The organism is Actinomycetospora lemnae (genome assembly GCF_028737315.1).
GTDB lineage: Bacteria > Actinomycetota > Actinomycetes > Mycobacteriales > Pseudonocardiaceae > Actinomycetospora > Actinomycetospora lemnae.
The window spans coordinates 465,736-490,171 of the sequence record NZ_JAQZAO010000004.1 but is presented as its reverse complement, the minus strand read 5'-3'; the positions used below and the strand labels follow the sequence as shown (position 1 = coordinate 490,171).

General features: G+C 71.4%; 18 protein-coding genes, 1 tRNA gene and 2 pseudogenes. 2 read left to right on the top strand and 19 right to left on the bottom strand.

Annotated features, from left to right (window positions below; genetic code table 11):
• Positions 1-41: 41 nt before the first annotated feature.
• From rpoB to PGB27_RS11810, 19 genes and pseudogenes are all read right to left on the bottom strand, one after another.
• Positions 42-3,521 (bottom strand): DNA-directed RNA polymerase subunit beta, encoded by a 3,480-nt coding sequence (gene rpoB, locus PGB27_RS11900; RefSeq protein WP_274200566.1) that lies wholly within the window; start codon positions 3,519-3,521, stop codon positions 42-44.
• 414 nt (positions 3,522-3,935) lie between these two features.
• On the bottom strand, positions 3,936-5,201 hold the full coding sequence (locus PGB27_RS11895) for a hypothetical protein (protein ID WP_274200565.1): 1,266 nt from the start codon (positions 5,199-5,201) through the stop codon (positions 3,936-3,938).
• Between the two features lie 31 nt (positions 5,202-5,232).
• Positions 5,233-5,727 carry a hypothetical protein gene (locus PGB27_RS11890; protein ID WP_274200564.1) on the bottom strand — a complete coding sequence of 165 codons (495 nt, stop codon included), beginning with the start codon at positions 5,725-5,727 and terminating at the stop codon, positions 5,233-5,235.
• Between the two features lie 155 nt (positions 5,728-5,882).
• Entirely contained in the window at positions 5,883-7,172 is a 1,290-nt protein-coding gene (locus tag PGB27_RS11885; protein WP_274200563.1) for an MCE family protein, read from the bottom strand.
• Positions 7,169-8,386 carry an MCE family protein gene (locus tag PGB27_RS11880; RefSeq protein ID WP_274200562.1) on the bottom strand — a complete coding sequence of 406 codons (1,218 nt, stop codon included), beginning with the start codon at positions 8,384-8,386 and terminating at the stop codon, positions 7,169-7,171. Before PGB27_RS11880 ends, PGB27_RS11885 begins: the two co-directional genes overlap by 4 nt.
• Entirely contained in the window at positions 8,383-9,795 is a 1,413-nt protein-coding gene (locus PGB27_RS11875) for an MCE family protein (protein WP_274200561.1), read from the bottom strand. The genes PGB27_RS11880 and PGB27_RS11875 overlap by 4 nt, the downstream gene beginning before the upstream one ends.
• Positions 9,796-10,244: 449 nt before the next feature.
• Positions 10,245-11,180, bottom strand: a pseudogene (locus PGB27_RS11870) (MCE family protein); the annotation flags it as partial.
• Positions 11,177-12,217: an MCE family protein gene (locus PGB27_RS11865; protein WP_274200560.1), complete on the bottom strand. Its 1,041-nt coding sequence runs from the start codon at positions 12,215-12,217 to the stop codon at positions 11,177-11,179. The pseudogene PGB27_RS11870 and the gene PGB27_RS11865, both read right to left, overlap by 4 nt.
• Entirely contained in the window at positions 12,214-13,671 is a 1,458-nt protein-coding gene (locus PGB27_RS11860; protein WP_274200559.1) for an MCE family protein, read from the bottom strand. The genes PGB27_RS11865 and PGB27_RS11860 overlap by 4 nt, the downstream gene beginning before the upstream one ends.
• Positions 13,668-14,504 (bottom strand): MlaE family ABC transporter permease, encoded by an 837-nt coding sequence (locus PGB27_RS11855; protein WP_274200558.1) that lies wholly within the window; start codon positions 14,502-14,504, stop codon positions 13,668-13,670. The genes PGB27_RS11860 and PGB27_RS11855 overlap by 4 nt, the downstream gene beginning before the upstream one ends.
• Before the next feature lie 47 nt (positions 14,505-14,551).
• Complete coding sequence (locus PGB27_RS11850; protein ID WP_274200557.1) at positions 14,552-15,346, bottom strand: MlaE family ABC transporter permease; 795 nt, start codon at positions 15,344-15,346, stop codon at positions 14,552-14,554.
• A 1,010-nt stretch (positions 15,347-16,356) separates the two neighbouring features.
• Positions 16,357-17,409 (bottom strand): annotated as a pseudogene (locus PGB27_RS11845) (ABC transporter ATP-binding protein); the annotation flags it as partial.
• 420 nt (positions 17,410-17,829) lie between these two features.
• Positions 17,830-18,222 carry a 50S ribosomal protein L7/L12 gene (gene rplL, locus PGB27_RS11840; RefSeq protein WP_274200556.1) on the bottom strand — a complete coding sequence of 131 codons (393 nt, stop codon included), beginning with the start codon at positions 18,220-18,222 and terminating at the stop codon, positions 17,830-17,832.
• A 47-nt stretch (positions 18,223-18,269) separates the two neighbouring features.
• Positions 18,270-18,875 carry a 50S ribosomal protein L10 gene (gene rplJ / locus PGB27_RS11835; RefSeq protein WP_274200555.1) on the bottom strand — a complete coding sequence of 202 codons (606 nt, stop codon included), beginning with the start codon at positions 18,873-18,875 and terminating at the stop codon, positions 18,270-18,272.
• A 284-nt stretch (positions 18,876-19,159) separates the two neighbouring features.
• Positions 19,160-19,873 carry a 50S ribosomal protein L1 gene (rplA, locus tag PGB27_RS11830; RefSeq protein WP_274200622.1) on the bottom strand — a complete coding sequence of 238 codons (714 nt, stop codon included), beginning with the start codon at positions 19,871-19,873 and terminating at the stop codon, positions 19,160-19,162.
• 76 nt (positions 19,874-19,949) lie between these two features.
• Positions 19,950-20,384, bottom strand: coding sequence for a 50S ribosomal protein L11 (rplK, locus tag PGB27_RS11825; RefSeq protein WP_274200554.1), 435 nt, complete (start codon positions 20,382-20,384; stop codon positions 19,950-19,952).
• A gap of 35 nt (positions 20,385-20,419) precedes the next feature.
• Positions 20,420-21,445, bottom strand: coding sequence for a transcription termination/antitermination protein NusG (gene nusG, locus PGB27_RS11820; protein WP_274200553.1), 1,026 nt, complete (start codon positions 21,443-21,445; stop codon positions 20,420-20,422).
• A 68-nt stretch (positions 21,446-21,513) separates the two neighbouring features.
• Positions 21,514-21,894, bottom strand: coding sequence for a preprotein translocase subunit SecE (gene secE / locus PGB27_RS11815; protein WP_274200552.1), 381 nt, complete (start codon positions 21,892-21,894; stop codon positions 21,514-21,516).
• 64 nt (positions 21,895-21,958) lie between these two features.
• Positions 21,959-22,031 (bottom strand) — tRNA-Trp (locus PGB27_RS11810).
• Positions 22,032-22,246: 215 nt separating this feature from the next.
• Between PGB27_RS11810 and PGB27_RS11805 the strand changes: the two genes are divergently transcribed.
• On the top strand, positions 22,247-23,497 hold the full coding sequence (locus PGB27_RS11805) for a pyridoxal phosphate-dependent aminotransferase (protein ID WP_274200551.1): 1,251 nt from the start codon (positions 22,247-22,249) through the stop codon (positions 23,495-23,497).
• Positions 23,498-23,577: 80 nt separating this feature from the next.
• On the top strand, positions 23,578-24,435 hold the full coding sequence (locus PGB27_RS11800; RefSeq protein ID WP_274200550.1) for an SGNH/GDSL hydrolase family protein: 858 nt from the start codon (positions 23,578-23,580) through the stop codon (positions 24,433-24,435).
• The last annotated feature ends 1 nt before the right edge of the window (position 24,436 follow it).

The window sequence follows — 24,436 nt, the reverse complement described above, 5'->3', positions numbered from 1 at the left end:
GGGCCGGCCCCGGCGGTGGGCCGGGGCCGGCCGGCGAGGTGCTAGTTGACGACGTCGTCGACGGACGGCGACTCGTTGCGCGAGAGGTTGATGCCGAGGTTCGCCGCGGCGCGCTCGAGGTCCTCGTCGTCGCCGTCGCGCATCTCGATGGCGGCGCCGTCCGAGGACAGCACCTCCACGTTGAGGCACAGCGACTGGAGCTCCTTGAGCAGCACCTTGAACGACTCCGGGATGCCCGGCTCGGGGATGTTCTCGCCCTTGACGATGGCCTCGTAGACCTTCACGCGGCCGAGCACGTCGTCCGACTTGATGGTCAGCAGCTCCTGCAGCGTGTAGGCCGCGCCGTAGGCCTGCATGGCCCAGCACTCCATCTCGCCGAAGCGCTGACCGCCGAACTGCGCCTTCCCGCCCAGCGGCTGCTGGGTGATCATCGAGTACGGGCCCGTCGAGCGGGCGTGGATCTTGTCGTCCACCAGGTGCAGCAGCTTGAGGATGTACATGTAGCCCACCGCGATCTGGTGCGGGTAGGGCTCACCGGTACGTCCGTCGAAGATCTGCGCCTTGCCGTCCTCGCCGACCAGCCGCACGCCGTCGCGGTTGGGCAGCGTCGAGGAGAGCAGACCCTGGATCTCGGCCTGGCGCGCACCGTCGAACACCGGCGTGGCGGTGTTGGTGTCCGGCTCCACCCGACGCATGTCGTCGGGCATGTTCACCGCCCACTCCTCGGTGTTGTCCGGGTCGACCTCCCAGCCGCTCTTGGCGATCCACCCGAGGTGGGTCTCCAGGACCTGGCCGATGTTCATGCGTCGCGGCACACCGTGGGTGTTGAGGACGATGTCCACCGGCGTCCCGTCGGCGAGGAACGGCATGTCCTCGACCGGCAGGATCTTGCCGATGACGCCCTTGTTGCCGTGGCGGCCGGCGAGCTTGTCGCCCTCGGAGATCTTGCGCTTCTGGGCCACGTAGACGCGGACCAGCTCGTTGACCCCGGGCGGCAGCTCGTCGTCGTCCTCGCGGGAGAACACGCGGATGCCGATGACCTTGCCGGTCTCGCCGTGCGGGACCTTCAGCGAGGTGTCGCGCACCTCGCGCGCCTTCTCGCCGAAGATGGCGCGCAGCAGGCGCTCCTCCGGGGTCAGCTCGGTCTCGCCCTTGGGGGTCACCTTGCCGACGAGGATGTCGCCGTCCGCGACCTCGGCACCGATGCGGATGATGCCGCGCTCGTCGAGGTCGGCCAGGACCTCCTCGGAGACGTTCGGGATGTCCCGCGTGATCTCCTCGGCGCCCAGCTTGGTGTCGCGGGCGTCGATCTCGTGCTCCTCGATGTGGATCGAGGTCAGGACGTCGTCCTGCACGAGACGCTGCGACAGGATGATCGCGTCCTCGTAGTTGTGGCCCTCCCACGGCATGATCGCCACGAGGAGGTTCTTCCCGAGGGCCATCTCGCCGTCCTCGGTGCACGGCCCGTCGGCGAGGACCTGGCGGGCCTCGACGCGGTCGCCCTCCGAGACGATCGGCTTCTGGTTGATGCAGGTGCCCTGGTTGGACCGCGTGAACTTGTGGAGACGGTGGGTCGTGCGCTGGCCCTCGTCGTCCATGATCGTGATGTAGTCCGCGGAGAGCTCCTCGACCACGCCGGCGCGGTCGGTGGCGATGACGTCACCGGCGTCGACGGCGGCCCGCAGCTCCATGCCCGTGCCCACCAGCGGCGACTCCGAGCGCAGCAGCGGCACCGACTGGCGCTGCATGTTGGCGCCCATCAGCGCGCGGTTGGCGTCGTCGTGCTCGAGGAACGGGATCATGGCCGTCGCGACCGACACCATCTGGCGCGGCGAGACGTCCATGTAGTCGACGCGGGTCGGCGCGATGAGGTCGACGTCGCCGCCCTTGCGCCGCACCAGGACGCGGTCCTCGGTGAAGTGGCCGTCGTCGTCGAGCGGCGCGTTGGCCTGCGCGACGACGAAGCGGTCCTCCTCGTCGGCGGTCAGGTAGTCGATCTGGTCGATGACGACACCGTCGACGACCTTGCGGTACGGCGTCTCGATGAAGCCGAACGGGTTGACCCGCGCGAAGCTCGACAGTGACCCGATGAGGCCGATGTTCGGGCCTTCCGGCGTCTCGATCGGGCACATGCGGCCGTAGTGCGACGGGTGGACGTCGCGGACCTCCATGCCCGCGCGCTCACGGGACAGACCGCCCGGACCCAGCGCCGAGAGCCGGCGCTTGTGGGTCAGGCCCGCGAGCGGGTTGGTCTGGTCCATGAACTGCGAGAGCTGCGAGGTGCCGAAGAACTCCTTGATCGCGGCCACGACCGGCCGGATGTTGATCAGGGTCTGCGGCGTGATGGCCTCGACGTCCTGGGTCGTCATGCGCTCGCGCACGACGCGCTCCATGCGGGAGAGGCCCACCCGGATCTGGTTCTGGATGAGCTCGCCGACGGTGCGCAGGCGGCGGTTGCCGAAGTGGTCGATGTCGTCGGTCTCGACCGGGATCGTCCCGGTCTCCGTCTCGACCTCGGTCTCCCCCGCGTGCAGGCGCACGAGGTAGGAGATCGTGTTGATGATGTCGTCCTCGGAGAGCGTCCCGACCGACGGGTCGACCGCGGAGCCCAGCTTCTTGTTGACCTTGTAGCGGCCGACCTTCGCCAGGTCGTAGCGCTTGTCCTTGAAGAAGAGGTTCTCCAGCAGCGTCTGCGCGCTCTCGCGCGTCGGCGGCTCGCCCGGACGCAGCTTGCGGTAGATGTCGAGCAGCGCCTCGTCCTGGCCGGCGGTGGAGTCCTTCTCCAGCGTGGCCAGCAGCGTCTCGGAGAAGGAGAACTTCTCCTGGATCTGCTCGGTGGTCCACCCCAGCGCCTTCAGCAGCACGGTGACCGGCTGGCGGCGCTTGCGGTCGATGCGCACACCGACGGTGTCGCGCTTGTCGACGTCGAACTCGAGCCAGGCACCACGGCTCGGGATGATCTTGACGCTGAAGACGTCCTTGTCGGTGGTCTTGTCGACCGTGCGGTCGAAGTACACACCCGGCGAGCGGACGAGCTGCGACACGACGACGCGCTCGGTGCCGTTGATGATGAACGTGCCCTTGTCGGTCATCACGGGGAAGTCGCCCATGAAGACCGTCTGGGACTTGATCTCACCGGTGGTGTTGTTGGTGAACTCGGCCGTGACGAACAGCGGGGCCGAGTACGTCATGTCCTTGTCCTTGCACTCCTCGACGGAGGCCTTGACCTCGTCGAAGCGCGGGTCGGAGAAGGACAGGCTCATGGAGCCGGAGAAGTCCTCGATGGGGGAGATCTCGGAGAGGACCTCCTCCAGGCCACCGACGGGGAGCTCCTCACCCGCCTCCACGCGACGCTCGAACCACTCCTCGCTGCCGACCAGCCACTCGAACGACTGGGTCTGCAGGGCGAGCAGGTCGGGAACCTCGAGGGGCTGGTCCAGCTTGGCGAAGGAGACCCGGGTGGGTGCCCCGGGGAACGACGCGTGGTGGTTCGAGACCTTGGTGGCGCGGGTAACTGCCAAGATGCGTCCTTCCGGAACAACGCTGTCTGAACGCTGTCAGTAGCTTCACCGTCCGGGGACGCGGCGCAGCGCACCGGGCGGCGTGGACGCGGCCCGGGCGTCGGCACACGAGTAGGCGAACAGACGTAGGGCAGCGCGATCCGACAGTCTAGCCACGCATGGCGGCACCTGTCGAACGGCCCCCCTCGTGACGCGCCGGGAGGGACCTCCGCCTGGGGCGGAATCGACCTCCGGGGTCGGACGCGGGGGCGCCGCGCTGCGAACAGAGTGACCGCCCGTGCCCCTGGAGTCAAGTGGGGCGCGCCCGGTGTCGCCCGCGCGGCACAGCGGGCCCCGGTGCAGGTCAGCGCACATACAGACGCGCCGGGCACTCCACGCATTCCGCGTGGCGTGCCCGGCGCGTCGTGGGCGTGATCAGCGCTGCGCGGTGAGGGGCGTCAGCTCGGCGAGCTTCCAGCGCCCGTCGACCCGCTCCATCTCGAGACGCAGCAGGCCCGGGGCGTTCGTGGACTGCCCGGTGGTCGTGCGCTGGGCGGAGAACTGCGTCAGCGCCATGACCGTGGCCCGGTCGTCGCGCATCTGCGTCACGCCGATGTTCACGACCGTCGCGGTCTGCTTGAGCTGCTGCTGCTGCGCGGGCTGGCGGATGGTCTGGTCGAACACCGCCATGTAGCGCTGGGCGAACTGCCCGGTCGACATGGTGCGCGCGGCGTCGGCCGAGTCGTCGAGGCGGGAGAAGTCGTAGGAGAAGATCTTCTCGATCGCCTCGCGGCTCTGGCCGACGAGCTCGGCCGTCCCGCCGACGTCGACGACGGCACCGTTGCTCACCGGCCCGCTCGTCCAGGCCTGCCGGCCCTTCCAGAACGCCAGGCCGCCGAGGGCCAGGCACAGCACGGTGACGACGACGAGCACCACCGGCAGTGCCCTGCTGCCGGCGAACCGGGTCAGGGCCGCCCGCTGGCGCTCGAAGCGGCTCGGGGCGCCCGTGCCCTTGCCTCCGGTGCGCGTGGGCTTCGCCGCGCGCGTCGGCGCCGCGGCGTCGCCGTCGCGGACCGGCCGTTCCTTCGTGGCCGTTTCGGCGCGGGGCCTCATGCGCGTCGTGCCCCGGCGCGTCTTCGGCCGCGGCGTCGTGACGGTCGCGGTGGCGGGCTCGGTGGTCTCCCCGGCCTCGCTCGTCTCAGTGGCCCCGGTCGCCTCGGCGTCGGTGGCCTCGTCCGCCTCGGTCACGGCGGTCGCGGCCTGGGTCATGCTGGCCGGCGCGGTGTCGGTCTCCGCGTCGGGCGCGGTGTCCACCCCGGCCTCGGTGGCCTCCTCGGTGGCCGGCGCCGGCAGCGCGGTCGTCTCGGCGGACGCGACGGGGTCGGACTCGACGTCGGACTCGACGTCGGGCTCGTCGTCGGTCGCCGGGTGGGCCGGTGCCTCGGTGACGTCCGGGGCCGACGTCGCGGTCGTCGCCGATACGCCGTTCGTCGGGCGCAGCTCCGTGTCGTCCGGAGCCGTCTCCGGCTCGGGCGCGACCCGGTCGTCGACGAGGGGCGCATCGAGGCGGTCGTCGAGATCGGGCGCATCGACCGGGTCGACGGTGCCGGCACCGGCGCCCGCGTGGGCGTGCTGGCGCAGGCCGGCGACCTTGGGGCGGCGGGCGGTGGAGCCGGGCTTCGTGCGGGAGCGGGGTGGCACGGTCACTCCCCCTTTCTGGTGTCGGCCGCGGCTACTGCTGTCCGGTCGAGGGCGTCGCCTTGGCGGCCTTCCAGCCGTCCGGCGTGCGGATCATCTCGACGAGGAACAGCTGCTGCTTGGACTGGGGCTGCGCGGTGGCGCTGCGGGCGTTGACGTCGATCGCCACGATCGCCGAGGCCGTCGGCGGCTCGTGCTGGGGATCGAAGGCCGTCAGGGCCGCGGACACAGGGGTCGCGATGACCTCGGCCTGCGACTGGCGCAGGTTCTCGGCGAACTGCTGCCGGACCCGCTGGTACTCGCCGAGCATCGGCTCGGTCAGGGACGTCTGCGCGGCGTCGAGGTCCGCGTCGAGCGTCGCGGGCCGCACCGTGTTGATGTTGACGACGATCTGCTCCGCTGCGTCGATCGCCTCGTCGCGCATCGCCGCGGCGTTCGCGTCGCTGCTCTGCGTCCCGGTCCACCAGTAGACGCCGCTCGCGACGGCGGCCGCCAGGGCCAGGACGGTCAGGACCGCCAACACGGTCACCAGGCGCCGCCGTCGCTGCTCGGGGGTCGCGGGGGGCTTCTCGGTGGCCTCGTCGGTCTCGGGGGCCTTCTGGGCCGTCGTCGGGGACGTGGCGCTCAGCTCCTCAGGTCGTCCGCCGGGCGTATCGGGGAGCGTCGGCGGGGTCGTGCTCGGGGTCAGTCGCTGCCGAGGCCCGGAATGATCACCGGGGGCGCCCCGCGTGTGCTGCCCTCCAGGACACCGCCGGCCGGCAGCGAGGCCAGCGCGGTCGTGTCCTGCTGCTCATTCTGCGACTCGCCGTTTCCACCGGCCTCAGCGGGGTTACCGGGGTTCTCGGAGTCGTACGGAGCGGGCAGGTTCTGGGCACCGCGGACGTTCACCGGCGGCGCCTCGTCACACCGCACGCTGGTGTCCATGGGGATGAAGTCCTTGGCCGTGGCCGGCCGCCAGCCCGCGTCGGGCTGGAGATAGCCGTTGGTGCAGTACGGCGGGTCAGCGATGTTGAGAACCAGGCCGAGGTGGACCCGGCCGTCGGGACCGGGGTCGTCCGCGTCCTGCAGCACCGACGGGGCTGCCGCGGACAGGGCCGGGTACGTCACCAGCACCTGCTCGATGGCCGACTGCCGCGGCTCCAGGATGCGGGTGATGGTCAGCAGGTTCGCGATCACGCGGCTCAGGTCCGGCCCGACGTCGCGGATCAGTCCCTCGAGCTCCCGGGCCGCCGGCGGTGCTGAGTTGACCAGCCGCCGGAGGTTCGGGTCGTCCGCCTTGAGCTGCGCGGTGAACAGCTGCAGGTCGCGGCTCAGCGAGATGATCTGAGGGCCGAGGTCGACCTGGGTGTTGAGGACGATCCGGCCGTCGCGCAGCAGCTGGCGGAACGTGGGCAGGTTGGCGATGGCGTCGGGCACCAGCGCGTTCGTGCCATCGAGCAGGCGCTGGAGGTCCGGGCCGGCCCGGTCGAACGCGTTGAACAGCTCGTCGACGGTGGTGCGCAGCTCCGGCAGCGGCACCGACGTGGCGAGGGCGTTGACGTCAGCCAGGAGCTGGTCGACGGGCACGGGGGTCCGCGTCCGCTCCATCGGGATGACCGACCCGTCCTCGAGGTACGGGCCCGCGTTGTTCGGCGGCTGCAGGTCGACGTACTGCTCACCGACCGCCGAGCGGTTCGCGATCACCGCCGTGGCGGACGCCGGCACGTCCGGCGAGTCCTTCTCGATCTCGAGGTCGACCTCCAGGCCGCGCGGGGTGACCCGCATGTCGCCGACCTTGCCGATCTCTACGCCGCGATAGCTCACCGAGGCGTCGGGGAAGATCCCGCCGGAGTCGGCGAGCTGGACGCGCACGGTGTACGGCCCGAGGCCGATCAGCGAGTCCGCGCCGACGTAGCGCAGGCCGACGTAGCAGATGCCCACGATCGAGATGACCGCGAACAACGCCACGAGGCGCAGCGTCTTGGTGCCGATCATCCGCCGTTCCCTCCGCCGTCCGCGGTGCCGAGACCGGGGAGCTGGGGCACCAGCCCGCCGTTGTTCGCCGCCTCCTGGGCGGGCACGCCCTGCCCGCCGACCTGGGACGTCCCCGGCTGCGGTGTGGTGCCGGGCGGTTGCAGGAGCTGGAAGATCGCGTCCACGCCCGGCACCTCGGGGCTGTTGAGGATGGTCGTGAGCAGGTCCTGGACGTTGATCTGCAGGCTGACGTCGATGTTCGCAAAGTCACCCTTGATAATGTTGAGCGAGTTGTCGGCGAACGGGATCGTCAGCAGGATCTCGAGCGACCGCGGCAGGGCGTCGCCCGCCTCGACGAGGTTGCGCAGGATCGGCTGCAGCGCCCGCAGGTCGGCCACGGTGTTGGCCTGGCTCCGACGGATGACATCGGTCCCGACGTCCGAGAGCCGGCGCAGCGCCTGCAGCGTCTCGACGAGCAGTCCGCGCTGCTGGTTGAGGACGTCCAGACCGGGGCCGAGGTTGTCGATCACGTTCGCGAGCCGCGCGCGCTGGTCGACCAGCGTCCGCGTGAGCCGCTCGAGCGAGTCGATGGCTCGCACGATGTCGGCCTTCTGCCGGTCGAGGGTGCCGACCAGCGTGTCGAGGTTGGTGAGCAGCGACCGGAGCTGCTCCTCGTTGCCCGTGGTCGCGGCGTTGAGCTCGCGGGCGATGGTCTGGACCTTATCGACTCCACCGCCGTTGAGCAGGAGGGACAGAGCCCCGAGGACCTCCTCGACCTGGGCGCCGACGTCGGTCTGGTCGACCGGGATCACCGCGCCGTTGGCCAGCCGACCCTGCGGCGGGGCGCTGGGCGCGGGGAGCAGCTCGACGAACTTCTCGCCGAGGAGGCTGGTCTGGCGCAGCCGCGCGGTCGCGTTCGCCGGCAGGACGACGGCGCCGTTGACCTCGACCCGGACCTGCGCGGTCCAGCCGTCGGGGGCCAACGAGACCTCGCGGACGACGCCGACGGGCACGTCGTTGACGCGCACGCTGTTGTTGGGCACGAGGTCGACGACGTTCGTGAACTGGGCCGTGACCGTGTAGGGCTCCGGCCCCAGCGACGCGCCGCCGGGCAGCGGGAGCTCCTGGAGCGACTGGAAGCCACAGCCGGTCAGCGCGACGAGCGCCACGACCAGCAGCGTCGCCACCCGGGCGCGGCGCGGCACCGTCCCCGAGGCGCGGTCCGGCGCGCTCACTGCCCACCTCCGACGGTCTCGAAGCCGAGGATCCCCGCACCGGGTTGTGTCGGGGTGGCGACCCCGTCGCCCGCGGCCCCGCCGTCCTCGCCGCCCTCGGCGGGGGCCGCGCCGGCGTCGCCGCCGGCCGGTGCGCCGGTCCCCGGCAGGACCCCCTCGGGCAACGCGGTCAGGGGCACGAGCGCGTCGAGCGACGGCTCTTGAGAGAGCACTCCGAGCAGGTCACGGATGGGCGCCAGTGACAGGCCCAGCGGCGAGTTCCCGACGACCTCTCCGTTCTCGTCGACGCCCCCGAGCAGCGCCCCGCACACCACCGAGGCGCGCGCCACGTTGGTCAGCAGCGGGTCGAGTGGCTGGGCCAGCGCATTCGGCAGTCCCGGCTGGTTGGCGAGCAGGCTGCACAGCAGCGCCCGCGGGTCCAGCCCGGCGCCCAGGAGCTCCGGTGCGAGCACCGGACGCACGTCGAGCGTGCCGGAACGGGCGTTGTACGAGTTCGCCAGGTTGCCCAGCGCGAGCGGGGCGACGTTGGTGAACTCGGTGATCGCGCGGCGCTGCCGCACGAGGATGTCGGTGATGTTCGCGAGCCGGCGGACGTCCGTGCGCAGGATGTCGCGGTTGTCCCGGATGAAGCGGGCGACGTCGTCCAGCGCCGGCGGGAGCGTCGCGAGCACCGTCGAGAGGTTGCCGCGCTCGGAGGCCAGGAAGGCAGCGATGTCCGCGAGCTGGTTGTTGAGGTCGCGGACGGCGCCGTCGTTGCGGGCCAGCATGTTCGTGAACTGGCCGAGGTTGTCGACCGTCGCGAACAGGTTGTCGCGGTTGTCGGCCAGCGTCCCGACCGCGCCGCCGAGCTCGGTGATCGTGCTCTTGAGCAGCTCGCCGTTGCCGCCGAGGGCACCGGCCGAGGACGTCAGCAGCCGGTTGAGCGCGCCCTGCTGGTTGGCGCCGTTCGGCCCGAGGGCCCGGGCGATGGTGTCGAGGCTCTGGTAGACGCGGTCGAGCTCGACCGGGGTACCGGTGCGCTCCACCGGGATCACCGCGCCGTCGGCCAGCTGGGGGCCACCCTGGTAGGTCGGACCGAGCTGGATGTACCGGTCGCTGACCAGGGTCGGCGCAACGATGACGGCCTTGGCGTCGGCGCGGACCGGAGCCTCGTTGTCGACCTTGAGGACGACCCGGACGACGTCGCCCTGCGGGACGATCTCGTCGACGGTGCCGACCGGGATGCCCTGGATCGTCACCTCGTTGGCGACGTAGAGGCCGACGGTGTTGTCGAAGTATGCCGTCACCGTGCGCTGGCTTCCGCGCTGCAGGACGTACCAGAGCCCCGCCGTGGCGAGGAGCGCGATGACCAGCGCCGCCGCGAGCGTGCGCGACGCGCTCTCGAAGAAGTCGACCATACGGTTCGACATCAGTTGCCTCCGCCTTCGCCGTCAGCGCCGGCACCGTCGTCCGCGGGTGCAGCACCCACGGCCGGGGCACCGCCGCCCGTCGGGGTACCGCTCCCGGGGAGCAGACCGCCGGCGGCCGGCGCCAGCGCCTCCGTCAGCGCGTTCAGGTCGGGCACTCCGTTCGGGAAGAGGATCGCGAGCTGCTGCTGGTTCAGCCCGGGCGCTGCCTCCGTGCCGCCGCTGAGGATCGTCTGCAGCTGGGTGAGGTCCTCCGGGCTCAGACCCTGGATCACCGTCAGGAGCTGGGTGGGATCCGACGTGGGCCCGAGGAGGTCCGGGAGCGCGACCCCTGCGAGCTGCGCGAGCGCGTTGCCGAGAATCTGCTGGAGCAGCGCTGGGTTGAACAGCCCGGCCAGGCTGTCCGGCCCCAGGCTCGAGCCCGGATCGCAGTTCTGGTCGAGCGGCGGGTCGAGGTTGCAGATGTAGGTGTCGAACCAACGGCCGTTGCCGACGACGTTGGCGAACACCCGGACGAACGGGGCCAGCAGCCGCAGGCCGTTCTCCAGGTTCGCCGAGTTCTCCTCGAGCGTGCGCAGCACGCCCTCGAGCTGCTCGAGGGTCGGCCGCAGCGTCGCCTCGTTGTCGGCCACCAGCCCGCGCAGCTGCGCGGCGAGGGCGATGGTGCCGTTGAGCAGGTTGTCGATCGCCGCCTTGCGCGCCCGCAGCTCGGAGAGCAGGAGGTTGCCGTCGTTGATGAGGCGCTCGACCTCGCGGTCCCGGTCGGCGAGCACCTGTGTCGTGGTCCGGGTGTTCGCGAGCAGGCGGGCGAGCTCATGGTCGCGCGACGAGATCGTCCGCGAGAGTCGGGAGAGGCCGTCGAGTGCGCCCCGCACCGGTCCCGCCGCGCCGTCGAGGGTGTCGGAGAGGACACCGAGGCTCTGCGCGAGCTGGTCGGTGTTGAGGTCCTCCACCGTCGTCGACAGCTGCGAGAACGCTTGGATGACGTCGAACGGCGCCCGCGTGCGCTGCCGCGGGATGGCCTGGTCCGGGTCGAGCGGCTGCTCACCCGCGGGCTCCAACGCGATGTACTTCTGCCCGAGGACGGTCTTGATCTCGATCGACGCCGAGGTCCGGTCACCGATCCAGGCGTCGGGCGCCTTGAACGAGATGACGACGTCGTTGCCCTCGAGGGTGAGGTCGGTGACCGTCCCGACGCGGATACCCGCGACGCGGACGTCGTCGTCGGGCAGCACGCCGGCCGACTCGCTGAAGCGCGCCGAGTAGGTCGGACCCTGGCCGATGAGGGGCAGGTCCTTGACGTTCAGCGAGGCCGCGACGAGCAGCAGGATGATCGCGATGCTGGCCGCACCGATGGGGAGGGGGTTCCGCTTGCGGAACGGCTTCATCCGTTGCATCGCTGCGCCGTATCCGGGAGCTGGATGAGGGACCCGGCGTCGAACTCGACCGGCAGCAGAGGCTCCAAGCTGATCGTTCCGCCCACCGCACAGAGGTAGAAGTTGAACCAGGACCCGTAGCTGCCGGCCCGGCCGAAGTTGTTGGCCTTCTGCGGGGTGAGGCGCAGGAACTCCTCGACGAGTGCCCGGTTGTCGTTGAGGTTCTCCGACAGCCTGCCCAGCTGGACGATGTCGTCGCGCAGCGGCGGCCGCGCCTCGTCGAGCAGGCCGGCGGTCGCCGTCGTGAGGTCCGCGATGGGCTGCAGCGTCTCGCCGATGCGCACGCGATCCGCCGCGAGCCCACTGACCAGCTGCTGCAGCGACACGATCAGCCCCGAGAGCCGTTCGTCGCGGGCGTTGACGGTGTCGAGCACCAGGTTCAGGTTGTTGATGAGCGACCCGATGACCGCGTCCCGGTCGGCGATCGTGGCGGTGAGCGACGCGGTCCGGGCGAGCAGCGAGTTGACCGTCCCGGCCTGCCCCTGGAGCACCTGGATGATCTCGAACGACAGCTGGTTGATGTCGTTCGGGCTGAGGGCCTGGAACAGCGGCTTGAAGCCGTTGAACACCACGGTGAGGTTGAGCGGCGGCCGGGTCTGGCTCACCGGGATCGTCGCCCCGGGGCGCAGGACCGCGTTCAGCGGGCCGTTGCCACGGGCCACCTCGAGGTACCGCTGCCCGACGAGGTTCTGGTACTTGATCGAGAAGATCGATCCGACCGGCAGACGGCGGGTCTCGTCGACCTTGAACGTCACCTCGGCGACGTTGCGGTCGACGAGCTGCACCTCGGTGACCTGGCCGACCCGGACACCGGCGATGCGCACGTCGCTGCCCGCGATGAGCCCCGACGCGTCGGTGAAGCGCGCCTTGTAGTCCTCGGTGCTCCCGAAGTAGCTGTTCTGGATGGCGGTGAGCAGCACCGCCACCGACAGGACGGTGACGGTCGTGAAGATCGCCAGCTTGATCAGCGGCGCCGCGAGCCCCCTCACCGGACCACCGCCGGCGCTCCGCGCAGCGTCGCCGCGGTCAGGTAGGGCGCGAAGGAGGGCACCTGCGAGGGGCGCTCGCCCATCTGCATCGCCGTCACCTCGGTCACCAGCCGGCGCTCCTCGGGCGAGTTGGGGGTGTTGGGCAGGCCGATGTTGGCGCCGTCGACGCGGCCGGGCGCGGCCTGGCCCTCGGTGCGGCCGCCGCCGGTCCGGACGGTGCTGGCTGCCTCGTTGCCGGTGTCAGAGTCCTCGTCGATCTCCTCGCCCGCCCCGCCGGCGTAGGCGTCCTGGGTGCCCCGGGAGGGGTCGGGCGGGATCGAGCCGTCACGGATCGGACCGCCGGGCGGGAACTGCGGCGCCTGGCCCTCGATCTGGTAGCAGCGCGGGCCGCGGTCGTCGAGGTACTGCGGTTCCTCACCGGCGACGTACTTGCCGTTGTCGATCGTGAGCTCGGCCTCGATGAGGAGTCCGGTCGTCGGGCTCAGCACGTTGTTGATCAGCGGGGCCAGATCGGCGAGCTGCCGGAACAGGCACGGGAACTCCGAGCTGTACCGCGCGAGGAGCTCGAGCGTCGGCCGGGCCGAGGCCGCCAGCGCGATGATGTTGTCGCGGTTCGCGACGAGGAAGTCCGTGGTCACGTTGGCCGCCGACGTCACCGACCGGAACGTCGACTCGAACGCGGCGCGCTGCTCGACGAGCGTCCGGCTCGTCGTCACCAGGTTGTCCAGCGCCAGGATCAGGTCCGGCGCGGCGACGTTGTAGATGTCCGCGGTCGGGGCCAGGGCCCGCAGGTTGGCCTGCAGGTCGGGCAGCGCCGGGATGACGCCCTCGACGTACTGGTTGAGCAGCACGAGCGTGTCGCCGAGCTCCTCGCCACGACCGGACAGGGCCTGCGAGACCGCGCCGAGGGTGTCCGAGAGCTTCTGCGGCTGCACCGCGGTGAGCACCGGGAGCAGGTTGTTGAGCACCTGCTCGGTCTCGGTGGCGTTCTCCGACCGGTCCTGGGCGATGGTGTCGCCCTCCTGCAGCGGCCGGGCGCTCCCGTTCGGCGGGATCGACAGCGACACGTAGCGCTCACCGAACAGCGTCTTCGGGATGAGCATCGCGGTCGTGTTGCTCGGGATCGTCGGCAGGAAGTCCGGGTCCATCGCCATCTCGACGACCGCACCCGAGCCGTCGCTGTCGATCGAGCGAATCTCGCCGACGATGATCCCGCGGACCTTGACGTCGCCCTGCGGCGAGAGCTGGTTGCCCGCGGTGTCGGTCCGCAGCGTGACCATCTCGACCGGCTTGAACAGCTTGTTGAAGTTGGCCAGGCAGAACGCCACGACCAGCAGCATGAGCAGCACGAGCGCCAGGCCCATGAGACGGCGGCGCAGCGGGCTCAGCGGCGGCCGCTTGTCCTTGATGGGCGGCGGCGCGTAGTCCTCGCGCTCCTGCGTCGGTGCGCTCATCCGGCGATCCTGATCGAGGTCGTGGTGCCCCAGATGGCCAGGGTCAACAGGTTGTCGAGGACGGTGAAGAGGACGATCGAGTTGCGCACCGCGTTGCCGACGGCGACGCCCACGCCGGCGGGGCCGCCGCTGGCGTTGTAGCCGTAGAAGCAGTGCACGAGGATGATCACGAAGGCGAATATCAGGACCTTCATGAACGAGTAGATGACGTCCTGCGGTGGCAGGAACAGGTTGAAGTAGTGGTCGTACGTGCCCGGCGACTGCGTGTAGAAGTTCGTGACCAGCAGCCGCGAGGCGAGGTACGAGGCCACCAGGCCGATGACGTAGAGCGGGATGACGGCGATGAAGCCGGCGACCACGCGCGTCGTCACGAGGAACGGCAGCGAGGGCACCGCCATGACCTCGAGCGCGTCGATCTCCTCCGACACGCGCTGGGCGCCGAGCTGGGCGGTGAAGCCGGCGCCGACCGTCGCGGACAGCGCCAGCGCCGAGACCAGCGGCGCGACCTCGCGGGTGTTGAAGTAGGCGGTGACGAAGCCGGCGAACGCCGAGGTGCCGATCTGGTTCAGGGCCGAGTAGCCCTGCAGACCGACGACCGAGCCGGTGAAGAACGTCAGCGTCGCGACGATGACGACCGTGCCGCCGATGAGGGCCAGCGCGCCCGAGCCGAACGCCACCTCGGTGAGCAGGCGCAGGACCTCGCGCTGGTACCGCGTGACCGACTTGGGGATCCAGCCGATGGTGCGCGCGTAGAAGGACGCCTGGTCGCCGAGGGTGTCGAGGACACCCAACGGCGCCTCGACGGCGCGACGTGCGCGAGAAGTGATCGTCATCAAATCCTGGCCTGGGGAGCGGCGGTCAGAACAAGAGAGCTACTGGCTTAGAACTTGCTCGGCGGGACGAGGTTGAGGTAGACCGCCGTCACGACCAGGTTGATCGCGAACAGCAGGATGAACGTGATGACCACGGCCTGGTTGACCGCGTCGCCCACGCCCTTCGGTCCACCGGCGGGGTTGAGGCCGCGGTACGCGGCGACGATCCCGGCGGCGAGACCGAACAGTGCTGCCTTGATGAAGCCGACGAGCAGGTCGCTCGGCTTCGACAGCGCGGAGAAGCCCTGCACGTAGGCGCCCGGGGTGACGCCCTGCAGCACGACGTTGAAGTAGTAGCCGCCGGCGACGCCGACGATCGAGACCAGCCCGAACAGCAGCGCCGACACGAGGATCGACGCGAGGACGCGGGGCACCACGAGCCGCTGGATCGGGTTGACGCCGAGGACCTCCATGGCGTCGATCTCCTCGCGGATGGTGCGGGCGCCGAGGTCGGCGCAGATCGCCGACCCGCCGGCCCCGGCCACCAGGAGCGCACAGATGACGGGCGCCGCCTGCTGGATCACCGCCAGCGTGCTCGCCGCGCCGGAGAACGACTGCGCACCGAACTGCCGGATCAGCGACCCGAGCTGCAGCGAGATGACCGAGCCGAACGAGATCGACACGAGCGCCGCGGGGAGGATGCAGACCCGCGAGATGAACCAGCACTGGTCGATGAACTCGCGCGTCTGGAACGGGCGCTGGAAGATGCCGACGACCACGTCGAGGCCGAGGGCGAACAGCTTGCCGGTCGACGACAGGGCCCCGGCCCCGGGGAAGTTGCCGGCCGCGAGACGAGAGCTCACGAGTCACCCCGACGGAACATGCGCCGCAGGCCGCCCATGAGGCCCTGGTCGTCGTCCTCGCGGCCGCGCGGCACGCCGGTGTCCTGGGACTGCGGACGCGCCGTGCCGTCGTCGGCCGGCGCGGTCTGCTCCGTCGAACCCGGGCCGCCCTCCGCGGGCGGGTCGGCGGCGGCCTCGCCCTGCGGGTCGGGCGCGGCGTCCTGACCGGGGTTGGGCTGCGCCCACCCCGAGTGCCCGGAGTCGCGACCGGAGCGCTGCTGGCCCTGCTGGCCCTGCTGCTGCTGGCCCTGCCGCTGCTGGCCCTGGCCCTGCTGCTGGCCCTGGCCCTGCTGCTGGGCCTGCTGCTGATCCCCGCCCGCGGGCCGGGCCGCCATGGGCACAAGGCCGGCGACGCCCTGGTCGCCGGTGCGGGCGGCCTGCTCGGGGTCACCGCGCCAGTGGTGGCGACCGGTCGGCTGGTCGTCCGACGACGAGGCGGCGGCAGCACCCGCGGCGCCACCGGCCGCGCCCGCCGCCCCGGCGGTCGCGACCTGCTGCGTCGTCTGCTGGCCCTGGTCCTGCTGGCCCTGGTCCTGCTGGCCCTGATCTTGCTGGCCCTGACCCTGGTCCCCGCCCTGCGCCTGGAACTGCTCGGTCGGCGTCTCGTCGCGGTGGACCTGCTGGGTGTGCTGCTGGTCGCCGTCCTGGGACTGGTCGCCCTGGTCCTGCGAGCCGTCCTGCTGCTGGGACGTGCCGGCCTCGTCGGACTCCTCGTCCTGGTCCTTGGTGTGCTCACCGGCCTGCGGGAGCACCACCGTGCCGCCGGCGTCCTCGTCGGCGGGCACACCGACCAGCGGCTCGTCGGACTCGGGCGGCGCGGGCGGGGCCCGGCGCGCGTCGGCGTCGGCGTCCGGGTCGCCGCTGCCGGCCTGGTCGCCCTCGCCCTCGCCCTCGCCGGCCGGGGCCTCCTCGACCATCGAGTTGTCCGCGGCCTCCTGCATGGCCTGGTAGCCGAACGGGTCGGCGTCCTCGGGCGGGTGGTTGCGCGTGATCTCGATGAGCTCGGTGCGGTCCTGGTCCCGGGAGATGCCGTAGCGCTCCTGGTCCTCCTCGGTCAGCGACTCGAGGATGGCCGTCTGCGCCTTGGGCGGCAGGGTGTGCAGGACCTGCATGACGCGGTCCTTGCGCCGCTGCACCGCCTTGCGCTCGGGCAGGCCCTCCGAGGGGTCGAGCTGGGGGTCGATGAAGGACTCCTCGGACTCCGCCGAGCCGCCCTTCTTCTTCAGCTCCTCCATCTCGGCCTCCATCTGGGAGGTGTCCTTCTCCTCGGACATCCCGATGGGACCGATGCGCCGACCCTGCAGGAACTGCTGGACCACCGGCTCCTCGGAGGTCAGCAGGACCTCGCGCGGGCCGAACATCACCAGGTTGCGGCGGAACAGCATGCCGATGTTGTCCGGCAGCGACCGCGCCGTCCCGAGGTGGTGGGTGACGATGAGGATCGTCGCGTCGAGCTGGGTGTTGAGGTCGACGATCAGCTGGTTCAGGTACGCCGTGCGCACGGGGTCCAGGCCCGAGTCGGGCTCGTCGACCAGGATGATCTCGGGGTCGAGCACGAGTGCGCGGGCCAGGCCGGCGCGCTTCTTCATGCCGCCGGAGATCTCGCCGGGCAGTTTGTCCTCGGCACCGGAGAGCCCGACCATGTCGAGCTTCTCCATGACGATGTCCGAAATCTCCTTCTCGCCCTTGCGCGTGTGCTCGCGCAGCGGAAAGGCGATGTTGTCGAACAGGTTCATCGACCCGAACAGCGCGCCGTCCTGGAACAGCACGCCGAACAGCTTGCGGATCTCGTAGAGCTTCGACTCCGAGCACCGCACGAGGTCGGTGTCGTGGATGAAGATCGAGCCCTTCTCGGGCTTGAGCAGGCCGATGATCGACTTGAGGAGCACCGACTTGCCCGTCCCGGACGGGCCGAGCAGGACGCTCACCTCGCCCGCCGGCAGCGTCAACGTCACGTCGGACCAGATGTTGGAGCTGCCGAACGACTTCGACAGGTTCTTGATCCCGACCTCGACGCCGGCCATGCAGTTCCTCCTGCTTTCACCGTGGTGTCGACGCGTGAAACGCCCTGTTACCGACGCCATCGAGCCGGCACCCCGCGAGAGGGGCGTCACGTCTACAACGACGGATGAGAGGGGAGGTTACTGACCCGGAAAGCAACGCAGCCGCCGGGTCCCTCTCCGCCGGACACGGCCGTGTGCTGCGCCGACCGGGTGGCGACGAACGGCTGCTGCCACGCGATCGGTGGAGCGTGGAGGACCGCCCGACCCGTCCGACGACGCCTCGCCGCCGGGTCGGGCGACGCCCGGACGCGCGACACCGGACGTGACCGGGACCACTCGGGATCGGGGAACTCCCGCGGCCCTCCCCGGAGACGACGACGGGGCGGGGACCCGGTAGGTCCCCGCCCCGTGCGTGCGGCCTGCTGCGCTCGCGCGTGTCGATCAGGTCAGGCTGATCTTCGCGCCGGCCTCCTCGAGCTTGGCCTTGGCCGCGTCGGCGGCCTCCTTGTTGACGCCCTCGAGGATCGGCTTCGGGGCGCTCTCGACGAGCTCCTTGGCCTCCTTGAGGCCCAGGCCCGAGACGACCTCGCGGACGACCTTGATGACCTGGATCTTCTTGTCGCCGGCGGCCTCGAGGACGACGTTGAACTCGTCCTTCTCCTCCTCGGCGGGGGCACCGGCGGCGGCACCGCCGGCGGCCGGGGCGGCGGCCGCGACCGGCGCAGCCGCGGTGACCTCGAAGGTCTCCTCGAACTTCTTCACGAACTCGGAGAGCTCGATGAGGGTCATGTCCTTGAAGGCGTCGAGCAGCTCGTCGGTGGACAGCTTCGCCATGGTGGCGCTCCTATCGATCAGCGGTGGTGTGTGGGGGTGGGGCCGACTCAGGCGTCGGCACTGGCCTCGGCGTCCGCGGCCTCGACCGCGGCCACGGCGTCCTCGGTGGTCGCCTCGCCCTCGGCGGCACGCTTGTCCTGCAGGGCCTGCGCGAGGCGGGCGATCTGCGAGGCCGGGGCGTTGAACAGCTGGGCGGCCTTCGTGAGGTTGCCCTTCATCGCGCCGGCCAGCTTGCCGAGCAGCACCTCGCGCGACTCGAGGTCGGCGAGCTGCTCGACCTCGGTGGCCGAGAGCGCCCGGCCCTCCATGTAGCCGCCCTTGACGACCAGGGCCTTGTTGTCGCGCTGGAAGTCGCGGAGCGCCTTGGCGGCGTCCACGGGCTCCCCGGCGATGAAGGCGATGGCCGTCGGGCCGACGAGCAGGTCGTCGAGCCCCTCGACCCCGGCGTCCGCGGCAGCCCGCTTGACCAGGGTGTTCTTGGCGACGGCGTAGGTGACGTCCGAGCCCAGCGACCGGCGCAGCTGCGAGAGCTGCTTCATCGACAGGCCGCGGTACTCGGTGACGACCATGGCCGAGGCGTCGCGGAACTCCGCGGCGATCTCGGCGACCGCGGCGACCTTGTCGGCGGCCGGAGCTCGCGTCTCGTCCGGCATCCGCGCCTCCTCTCTGTGTCCTCGGGCGACCGCCTGGTCGGGCCCGGAACGACGAAACGCCCCGTGCGCAGGCGCACGGGGCGTCGGACGGCGCGGGCTGGTGGCCCGGCGGGCGTCGCGAGCCTCGTCCTCCTGCGCGGGCCGCCCCGTCGAGGGGCTCTTCGTCCGCCCCGGGCGTGCCCGGCGCGGAGACCAGCGGTCTTCGGTGGATCGGGGTTCGATCTGTGGTCCAGTCTACGCGCCGGTCCCGGCGCCCCCCGCAGCAGGGCACCGGGACCTGGTGGCTACGCCTCGGCGGCGAGCAGGTTGCGCGTGCGGTTCGGGTCGACCGGGATGCCGGGACCCATCGTCGTGGTGACGGTGATCTTCTTGATGTAGCGGCCCTTCGCGGCGGCCGGCTTGGCGCGCAGGATCTCGTCGAGCGCGGCGCCGTAGTTCTCGACGAGCTTCTCGGTGTCGAAGCTGGCCTTGCCGATGATCAGGTGCAGGTTCGCCTGCTTGTCGACGCGGAAGTTCACCTTGCCGCCCTTGATGTCGCTGACGGCGCGGGCGACGTCCGGGGTCACGGTGCCGGTCTTCGGGTTCGGCATGAGCCCGCGCGGGCCGAGGATGCGCGCGACGCGGCCGACCTTGGCCATCTGGTCGGGCGCGGCGACGGCGGCGTCGAACTCGAGCCAACCGCCCTGGATGCGCTCGATGAGGTCGTCGGAACCCACGACGTCGGCACCCGCGGACTCGGCGGCCGCGGCGGTGTCGCCGGTGGCGAACACGATGACGCGGGCGGTCTTGCCGGTGCCGTGCGGCAGGTTGACGGTGCCGCGGACCATCTGGTCGGCCTTGCGCGGGTCGACACCCAGGCGCATGGCGACCTCGACGGTCGCGTCCATCGACGTCGTCGACGTCTCCTTGGCCAGGTCGACGCCCTCGAGCGGGCTGTAGAGCTTGTCGTAGTCCACCTTCTCGGCGGCCTGCAGGTACTTCTTGCTGCGCTTCATGATCTGTCCTTCGTGGATCAGGTGTGGTCAGGGCTGCGCGGCCCTCCCACGGGTCGCCGGCCAGGTGGCCGGCGGGGTGTCACTCGGAGACGGTGAGGCCCATCGACCGGGCGGTGCCGGCGATGATCTTCGCGGCCTGGTCGAGGTCGTTGGCGTTGAGGTCCTGCATCTTGGTCTGCGCGATCTCGCGGACCTGGTCCTGCGTCACCGAGCCGACCTTCTTGCTGTGCGGCGTCGCGCTGCCGGACTTCACGCCGGCCGCGGCGAGCAGCAGCTTGGCCGCCGGCGGGGTCTTGAGCTCGAAGGTGAAGGACCGGTCCTCGTAGACCGAGATCTCCACCGGCACGACCTGACCACGCTGCGCCTCGGTGGCGGCGTTGTAGGCCTTGCAGAACTCCATGATGTTGACGCCGTGCTGACCCAGGGCCGGGCCGACCGGCGGGGCCGGCGTCGCCGCGCCGGCGCTGATCTGCAGCTTGACGACCGCGGAGAGCCGTCGCTTCTTCGGGGGCATGACTTCCCTGTTCCTGTTCTGTCCGTGTCCGGGCTCTAGATCTTGGAGACCTGGTTGAACCCGAGCTCGACCGGGGTCTCCCGGCCGAAGATCGAGACGAGCACCTTGAGCTTCTGGGCGTCGACGTTGACCTCGGAGATGCTCGCCGGGAGCGTCGCGAACGGGCCGTCCATGACGGTCACCGACTCGCCCACCTCGAAGTCGACCTCGACCGCGGGCTTGCCGCCGAAGTCCTCGGCACCGCTCTTCTCCGCGCCCTTCGCCTTCTTCGGCGTCTCCTGGCGCGGCAGGAGGAACTTCACGACCTCGTCGAGCGTCAGCGGCGACGGCCGCGAGGTGGCGCCGACGAAGCCGGTGACGCCCGGGGTGTTGCGCACCGCGCTCCACGAGGCGTCGTTGAGCTCCATCCGCACGAGGATGTAGCCGGGCAGCACCTTGCGCTGGACCTGCTTGCGCTGCCCGTTCTTGATCTCGGTGACCTCCTCGGTGGGCACCTCGACCTGGAAGATGAACTCCTCGACGTCCAGCGTCTGCACGCGGGTCTCGAGGTTGGCCTTCACCTTGTTCTCGTAGCCCGCGTAGGAGTGCACGACGTACCAGTCGCCGGGCGCGAGGCGCAGCGAGTCCTTGAGGGCCTGGGCCGGGTCGACCTCCTCCTCGGGCTCGGCGGCGCCCACGTCGTCGACCTGGATCTCGTCGTCCAGGTCGCCGCGGGCGGCGATGTCGCCCGTGCCCGCCGACTCCTCCGGGAGGTCGGAGTCCTCCTCGTCCGCCGGGGCGCCCAGGGCGGTCCGCGCCGCGCGCAGGTCGGCCTCGGGGTCGACCTCGGTGTCCTCGGTGTCGTCCGCGCCCTCGGCGTCGTCCTCGCGCGCCTCCTGCGCGGCACGGGCGACCTCGCCGTCGTCCAGCGTGGCGGCGTTCTCCTCGGTGCTGAGGTCCCCGTAGGACCCACTGCCCTCGCGCACCATGACGCCGCGCGTGCGCGACTCGCCGACGAGCTCGGGCTCGCCGCCGTCGGGGGTGGTGTTCTCGGAGTCTGCGCCGGATCCTGCGGAGGTCACTTCTGTCTCACTTCCTTTGCACGGCGGGCACCGCGGCACGGTGCCCGGCCGGCCGCTCGGCGGAACGGTCAGCCGAAGAGGGCGAACACGGCCTTGGCGAAGACCCAGTCGAGGCCGGCCACCAGGGCCACCATGAACGCCACGAACACGAGGACGACGAACGTGTAGACCACGATCTGCCGGCGGGTGGGCCAGTGCACCTTGCGGAGCTCGGCCACCACCTCGCGCAGGAACCGCCGCAGCCGGGTGATCAGCGAGCCCTGCGGCTCGGCCGAGGCGCGGTCCCGCGTCGGGGTGGCCGTGCCCTTGCCCGGGCGTCCCGCGGTGTCCGCGTCCCCGCCGGTGCCGTTCCCGGCCGCCCCGGCGCGCCGTCGACGGCCGGCGGCGGTGACCGGACGCGCGTCGTCGTCGTCGCTCGCGCGCCGACGCCGGCTGCTGTCCTCGCTCACTGCGCCGTCCTCACCGTCCTCGTCCACCACCCCGCCGGGCCGGCGGGCGTCACCGTCGTCGGTGCAGGGGCGACAGGACTTGAACCTGCAACCTGCGGTTTTGGAGACCGCTGCTCTGCCAATTGAGCTACGCCCCTGTGGCGGCCCCGGAGGACCGCCGTGGTCCGGTGCGCGCCGCCTCCGCACCGTCGACGAGCGCGCGGGAGCGACGGACGAACCGTCCCGGAGAACCATGGTACGCACGTGCTCCCGAGCAGCCGTGCCCCGGGCCCGGCTCCGGACCGGCAACGCTCCTCGGGACCCTCCTCCCGGTGGCCGGACGCCCCGGGCGGGTCTGCCAGAATTCTGGGACATGGCATCGGTCACGTCGTCCTCGTCGGTCTCCCTGCAGCCCTCCGCGACCGACCGCCGCATCTCGGCCCGTGTCGGCGGGATCGCGGAGTCGGCGACGCTCGCGGTCGACGCGAAGGCGAAGGCCCTCAAGGCGGCCGGCCGCCCCGTGATCGGCTTCGGGGCCGGCGAGCCGGACTTCCCGACGCCCCAGCCGGTGGTCGAGGCGGCGATCGCGGCCTGCTCGGACCCCAAGAACCACCGCTACTCCCCCGCGGCCGGCCTGCCCGAGCTGCGCGACGCGATCGCCGCCAAGACGGCCCGCGACTCGGGGTGGCAGGTCGAGGCCCGCCAGGTGCTCGTCACCAACGGCGGCAAGCAGGCCGTCTACGAGGCCTTCGCGACCATCATCGACCCGGGCGACGAGGTCCTCCTCCCGGCGCCGTACTGGACGACCTACCCGGAGGCCGCGCGGATGGCCGGCGGCGAGCCGGTACAGATCGACACCGACGCCTCGACCGGCTTCCTGCCCACCGTCGAGCAGCTCGAGGCCGCGCGCACGCCGAACACCAAGGCGCTGCTGTGGTGCTCGCCGTCCAACCCCACCGGCGCCGTCGCCCCGCGCGAGCTGGTCGAGGCCGTCGGGCGCTGGGCCGCCGAGCACGGCGTCTGGGTGATCGCCGACGAGATCTACGAGCACCTCGTCTACGACGGCGCCGAGCACGTCTCGATGCCGGTCGCCGTGCCCGAGATCGCCGACCGCTGCATCGTGGTCAACGGCGTCGCCAAGACCTACGCGATGACCGGCTGGCGGGTGGGCTGGCTGATCGGCCCGGCCGACGTCGTCGCCGCCGCGGCCAACATGCAGTCGCACATGACCTCGAACGTCGCCAACGTCTCGCAGCGCGCGGCGCTCGCGGCCGTGACCGGCCCGCTGGACGCCGTGGACGAGATGCGCGCGGCCTTCGACCGCCGGCGGCGCACGATCGTCGAGCTGCTCTCGGCCATCGACGGCGTCGAGTGCCCCACGCCGCGCGGGGCGTTCTACGTCTACTGCTCGGTGGAGGGCCTGCTCGGCAAGGAGCTGCGCGGCGAGCGCCCCCAGACCAGCGTCGACCTCGCCGCGCTCGTCCTCGAGCACGCCGAGGTGGCCGTGGTGCCGGGCGAGGCGTTCGGCACGCCCGGGTACTTCCGGCTCTCCTACGCGCTCGGCGACGACGACCTGCGCACGGGCGTCACCCGCATGGCCGACCTGCTGGGCGAGGCCCGCTGAGACAAGCGATCATGGGTCGACGGTCCCGCCGGGGCCCGAGGAACGAGGGGGAACCGGTGGGCCGTCGGCCGATCCTGTCCGTGGCCGTCCTGGTGGGGCTCGTCGCCCTGCTGCTGACGCCGACGGCGTCCGCGGCCCCGGCACCGCTGCCCACCGGGCAGGTCTACGTCGCGCTCGGCGACTCGTACACCAGCTCGCCGCTGACCGGCGCGCCCGCCGGCCCCCCGCCGGGCTGCCAGCGGTCGGTGAACAACTACCCGCACCTCGTCGCCGAGCGCACCGGCGCCCGGCTGACCGACGTCAGCTGCAGCGGCGCGCAGACGCGCGACTTCGCCGCCGCGCAGGCCGTGGACGGCGGTGAGAACCCACCGCAGTACGACGCCCTCGGCTCCGGCACCCAGCTCGTGACCGTCGGGATCGGCGGCAACGACATCGGGTTCGGCGAGATCGTGCGCAGCTGCGTGAGCGCGTCCCCGGTCGGCACGCCCTGCCGCGACCGCTGGACCGAGGCGAGCCACGACGAGCTCGAGGCGCGGGTCGACGAGGTCGGCGACCGCCTCGACGACGTCCTCGCCGAGGTCCACCGCCGCGCCCCGGGCGCGCGCGTCCTGCTCGTCGGCTACCCGTCGGTGCTGCCCGCCGAGGGTCCGGGCTGCTACCCGGTCATGCCGTACACGCCCGGCGACGTCGCGTACCTGCGCGGCGTGCTCGGCCACCTCAACACCGAGATCGCCGACGCGGCGGCCGGCGGCGGGGCGACGTACGTCGACACCGCGACGCCGACGGTGGGCCACGACGTGTGCGCCCTGCCCGGCGAGCGGTGGATCGAGGGCCTCCTGCCGGCGGCGCCCGCGGCCCCGGTGCACCCGAGCGCGCTGGGTGCCGCGGCGATGGCCCGGGCGGTCCTCGCCACCCTGGGCGTGCCCGCGGCCGCCTGAG

Coding starts and splice junctions, on each gene's coding strand:
- PGB27_RS11885 (WP_274200563.1), bottom strand. CDS start 7,172: ATGATCGGCACCAAGACGCTGCGCCTCGTGGCGTTGTTCGCGGTCATC.
- PGB27_RS11875 (WP_274200561.1), bottom strand. CDS start 9,795: ATGTCGAACCGTATGGTCGACTTCTTCGAGAGCGCGTCGCGCACGCTC.
- PGB27_RS11860 (WP_274200559.1), bottom strand. CDS start 13,671: ATGAGCGCACCGACGCAGGAGCGCGAGGACTACGCGCCGCCGCCCATC.
- PGB27_RS11855 (WP_274200558.1), bottom strand. CDS start 14,504: ATGACGATCACTTCTCGCGCACGTCGCGCCGTCGAGGCGCCGTTGGGT.
- rplL (WP_274200556.1), bottom strand. CDS start 18,222: ATGGCGAAGCTGTCCACCGACGAGCTGCTCGACGCCTTCAAGGACATG.
- rplJ (WP_274200555.1), bottom strand. CDS start 18,875: ATGCCGGACGAGACGCGAGCTCCGGCCGCCGACAAGGTCGCCGCGGTC.
- rplK (WP_274200554.1), bottom strand. CDS start 20,384: ATGCCCCCGAAGAAGCGACGGCTCTCCGCGGTCGTCAAGCTGCAGATC.
- PGB27_RS11805 (WP_274200551.1), top strand. CDS start 22,247: ATGGCATCGGTCACGTCGTCCTCGTCGGTCTCCCTGCAGCCCTCCGCG.